Source organism: Dietzia sp. NPDC055343, assembly GCF_053645265.1.
This window is the reverse complement of sequence record NZ_JBSHMJ010000093.1, coordinates 1-3,394: the sequence shown is the minus strand read 5'-3', so window position 1 is coordinate 3,394 and position 3,394 is coordinate 1. Positions and strand designations below refer to the sequence as shown.

General features: G+C 64.6%; 3 protein-coding genes. 1 reads left to right on the top strand and 2 read right to left on the bottom strand.

The window, feature by feature from the left end; genetic code table 11:
• Positions 1-1,230: 1,230 nt before the first annotated feature.
• Together ACWIE7_RS18545 and ACWIE7_RS18540 are read right to left on the bottom strand one after the other, a co-directional pair.
• Positions 1,231-1,635 carry a cytochrome P450 gene (locus ACWIE7_RS18545; RefSeq protein WP_378002176.1) on the bottom strand — a complete coding sequence of 135 codons (405 nt, stop codon included), beginning with the start codon at positions 1,633-1,635 and terminating at the stop codon, positions 1,231-1,233.
• A 33-nt stretch (positions 1,636-1,668) separates the two neighbouring features.
• Complete coding sequence (locus ACWIE7_RS18540; protein ID WP_454070238.1) at positions 1,669-2,400, bottom strand: hypothetical protein; 732 nt, start codon at positions 2,398-2,400, stop codon at positions 1,669-1,671.
• Between the two features lie 152 nt (positions 2,401-2,552).
• On the opposite strand from ACWIE7_RS18540, the gene ACWIE7_RS18535 reads away from it, so the two are divergent.
• Positions 2,553-3,110, top strand: a complete 558-nt coding sequence (locus ACWIE7_RS18535) for a TetR/AcrR family transcriptional regulator (protein ID WP_454070237.1) — start codon at positions 2,553-2,555, stop codon at positions 3,108-3,110.
• Positions 3,111-3,394 lie beyond the last annotated feature (284 nt).

Genomic DNA, 3,394 nt, shown 5'->3' with positions numbered 1-3,394 from the left:
CGGACACGAGCTCACCGCTCGCACCCCGCTCGACGACGACTCCCAAGCCATCCTCACAGCCATCGCCGCGGGGCACTAACGAGGTCCAACTCAGGTCGGAGTCGAACGGGATGTAGTCGACCTGGTTGAAGACGAGCAGCTACATCGATGCTCGCTTCGCGTAGCTCGGCTTCGAGACGGGTAGCTGCGTGGCCTTCGAACTGCCCGGGGTAGCCGGCGGCGATCGCGTTGCAACCGGCTGTGTCCGCCAGGAGTGTGGGGAAGTCCTTTCGCATGTGCGGCTGCCGAACGTGCGAGGGTGGTCGGCATCTTGAACACCCTGGCGGCACAGACGACCGGGGCGGCTTTACTGCTCAAGCCGCTGCCTCTGAGTCGAGGGGCACGACGCCGGCGATAGGCGAGGTCGTACAGGTCGTCGTAGCCGCGTACCGACGGTGCTAACAGCTCGAGGAACCGAGCCGGCTGCCGGTTACTCGCTGGCTCGATGTAGTCCATCTAATCGAAACCGACGGAGTGCTGGCGCACTGATCGGCACGCAAGGCCGGGCTATCTGGTCTGGCCAACTGCTCGGAGAACTCTGCGGGTGCGTCCGGGACCAGTGAACCTCCCAGCCATCAGGATCGACCTGCCGAGGTACTTGTCGGGGCGTGCAGCCGCACCCTGGACTTTCGGTTGTCGAGATGAACCGCGAGATCGCCAGCGTAGAAGCCCACACCCGCATCTGGGCGCTCTGGCCATCAGCCACGGGTCGTGTCCTGGAAAACTACAGACCGTAGTGCGTCGTATCGCCAAGTTTATGCTCGATCCGACCCATCAGGTCGGCCCCGCGACACTCCGAACGTTCCGGCTGTACGCGCCACCGAGCACCGTTATCGCATGCGGCCACGCGCTCCGTTCGGCTATCACGGTTGCCGGCATCGTCAGTCACCCGGCCTGAAACCTCGGGATCCAGGGGTCCTTGATGTCGACCAGCGATGCTCTCTGCGCCCTTAGCTCTCGGGCGGCGCCGAGGACGCGAGCGCAGATCTCATCGTGCCATTCGCGATCCCAATGGCTTTGGAGTTCTCGTTGATCGGAACGGCTTAACTGCCCGCGCGACCGACCAGTCTCGGCCGCCTTCTCGGCTGCAATCACCCGCTCAGGGGAGGCGAGGGTTCAGTTTCCACCGGATAGCCGGTGTCAGTCGAGTTCTGGCGGTGACACCATCGCGCGGTCCTGGATGACTGCCTGTCATTCGGTCAGTCGCAATGCTCGTAGCCGCCTGGCCAGGAGGCTCGGGTGCCACTGCGGTGCGCTGGGATCGATGTGGATATGGGCGTCGTGCTCTAAGAGGAAGTCGAGCGCTGTCCGCGATTCGAGTCCTGCGAGAGCGGCCCCCACGCAGAAATGGATCCCGCGGCCGAAGCTCAGGTGCGCACCGTCGTCCCGACCCGGGTGAAACTCGTCGGGCCGGTCGAAGTACTGTTCGTCGCGGTTCGCGCGCCCCCAGAGCAGGAACACGCGAGAGTCCGCGGGCAGACGTGTGCCGCCGAGTTCGGTATCGCTGACCACGTGGCGGTAGTGGCCCACGAAGGGCGCGTCGAGCCTGAGAACTTCTTCGATGAACTCATCCCGCCGGGGCGGAACGTCACGCATGGCGGCGAGATGCTCAGGGTGTCGGCCGAGACGTCATGCCAGGGATCCCAGGTGGCCGACGGTTGATTCAATTCCGGCCACGATGAGCTGGACAAGGACGTAAGTCGCGACGTCGTGGTCGATGTCTGAGTTGTTTACCAGGCGTGCCAGGACTCCGACCACGGTAGGGGGAAGGACGACCCGGGCCCGATGGAGCCGCTCATCGAGGAACGCCATGAAGTTCCCGACACTGTTGACCGCGTCGTCCAGTTCGTCCTGGGTCACCACGCCGTCGAGGATCGCGGGGCTGGCGAAGGCCCAGGTCAGTAGTTGGTCTCGGTGCTGCGGAACGCCGATGAGCTCGGCGACGACCGCCGCTGGGAGTTTCTCGGCGATCTCGGTGACCCAGTCAATTCCGTCGTCGTAGCTCTCCGACCACAGTTGCCGGATGGTCTGGTCTACAAATGGTGCCCAGGACCGCAGCTTTCGTGGCGTCAGTGACGGAAGGACAAGCGTGCGGTGGATTCGGTGAATCTGTCCGTCGGCAGTAGCCAAGGCGTGGATGGGGGACCCGAGTCCGGCGACGGGACACTCCGTGATTGCCCCGTGTTCGTCGATGACCATCGTGGCGGTGAGATTGGACGAGAACTCCGCGGTCCGCGCGGTCACCTCGGCGATCAGGTCCCGGGACCGTACCAAGTAGAAGGTCGAGTCGCCGAGTCGCTCGATCGGCGGGCCCGGGTGTGTCGACTCGAGAAGGATCATCATCTGCTGTGCGGTAGTCATGGCTGACAGACTCGCGCATCAGCCCGTGCAGGTCGACGCCTCCGCAGACATCCGAGACGGCGCGCGCTGCCGTGCGCGCAGGGTGTTTCACGCCGCCTTCGTACGCTGCGCCGACGTTGCGACGGCCGGGAAGGGGTGTCTCATAATGAGATATGACCGAAGACTGGTTGCTGGGTGCGGCGAGGGACCGACACGCACGCGATCGCCTGCTAGCCGTGGCCTCGTCGCTGATTGTTGAGAAGGGAATCGACGGGCTCGATGTCTCAGAACTCGCGCGCCGGGCACACTGCTCACGGGCGACCGTCTACCGACACGTTGGAGGTAGGGCGGCGATCATCGAAGCGGTTCTCACACGGTCTTCGGCGCGCATCGTCGAGGAAGTTGCCGCGCACGTGGAGGGGCTCACGGGGCGGCGGCGTGTTATAGCCGCTTTGACATCCGCGCTGGCGGCGGCCCGCCGTGACCGCATCGCATCACAGTTTTTCTCTTCCGGCGTTGCCGCGCAGTCCCAGGCGCTCATCGAGTCGCAGACCGTATCCGGTATCGCTGCCGAGCTGATCGGACTGAAGCAGCCGCCCGATGAGCACGTCCAGCTCGCGGTTCGAGTACTGCTCTCGTTCCTCTGGTGGCCCGCCGGCGAAGGGGAACAGACCCAACTCGATCTCCTTGCCGACTTCGTGGCAGATCGCGGTGCGCAGCACTCGAGGTGACCGGTACTCCAGCTCGAGTTCGCGGCCCGGGCATTGATGGCGCGCGGTCGATAATGCATCGGAGCCTGTTTCCCGGGCCGGCGCTCGAGGTCGGACCGCCACTTCGATTCAACCGAGGGGACCGGTTCTGCCGAAGCTCCAGATCTGAGCACGTGCAACAGCGCGATGGTGTAGCGACGTTCATGCCCGTTGACCTGGGGATTTGGTGTTGTGTTGGGGTGCGTGTAACTTTATCGGAGCCGCCAGGGAGCGGGGTTCGGGCCGAGAGGTTCCGGGCCTTGGAC

Excerpts from the sequence above, each read along its gene's own strand:
- ACWIE7_RS18545 (WP_378002176.1), bottom strand. The coding sequence starts at position 1,635 with ATGCGTGACGTTCCGCCCCGGCGGGATGAGTTCATCGAAGAAGTTCTC.
- ACWIE7_RS18540 (WP_454070238.1), bottom strand. The coding sequence starts at position 2,400 with ATGACTACCGCACAGCAGATGATGATCCTTCTCGAGTCGACACACCCG.
- ACWIE7_RS18535 (WP_454070237.1), top strand. The coding sequence starts at position 2,553 with ATGACCGAAGACTGGTTGCTGGGTGCGGCGAGGGACCGACACGCACGC.